Origin of the sequence: Photobacterium lipolyticum (genome assembly GCF_003026475.1) — a bacterium.
Lineage (GTDB): Bacteria > Pseudomonadota > Gammaproteobacteria > Enterobacterales > Vibrionaceae > Photobacterium > Photobacterium lipolyticum.
Genome location: NZ_PYMC01000056.1, coordinates 1 through 676 on the forward strand (window position 1 = coordinate 1; position 676 = coordinate 676).

2 tRNA genes are annotated in these 676 nt (G+C 42.8%); both read left to right on the top strand.

The features are described from left to right. The first annotated feature begins 51 nt into the window (after positions 1-51). Positions 52-127: transfer RNA gene (locus C9I89_RS22280), tRNA-Val, on the top strand. Between the two features lie 108 nt (positions 128-235). Next, positions 236-311: transfer RNA gene (locus tag C9I89_RS22285), tRNA-Ala, on the top strand. Positions 312-676: the final 365 nt, after the last annotated feature.

The window sequence follows — 676 nt, forward strand, 5'->3', positions numbered from 1 at the left end:
TTCGAATCCTGCACGACCCACCATTCCTTCCACAAGGAATTAAAACTCAGTGGGCGATTAGCTCAGTTGGGAGAGCACCTCCCTTACAAGGAGGGGGTCACTGGTTCGAGCCCGGTATCGCCCACCACTTTTCCTTTATGCTGTGTTATAGCATTTTTCGTTTAGCGAACTAAACGTCTAAATACTATGCCTTGCCTAAAGAAAAAGCCTTTCTTCGGAAAGAATCCATCTCGATGGGGCTATAGCTCAGCTGGGAGAGCGCTTCGCTGGCAGCGAAGAGGTCTGCGGTTCGATCCCGCATAGCTCCACCACTCTCTAAATGTTTTCTGCACAAAAGCAGATTCAATAGCGAAATACTGCTGTTGGATCGATTTTGTGTCGCTGAAAGTCTTTAGAAAGTGGATCTTTTCTCTTTGGAGAAAATGAAATACATGCTCTTTAACAATCTGGAAAGCTGACTAGTAAATTGAATCTTTGGATTCAATTACAAATGTATTTTTGCTTCTTTATTTAGAATCAGAAATACGAGTTCTCAAAACAAACACATTAAAGTGTCTTGTGTAGAGTCCGGCGAAAACAAATCCTCTCTTGCTCTTGCAAAAGAACAAGCAGAGAAACCTTGGTTGTTGCCATACGAAACCTCTTGGGGTTGTATGGTTAAGTGACTAAGCGTACA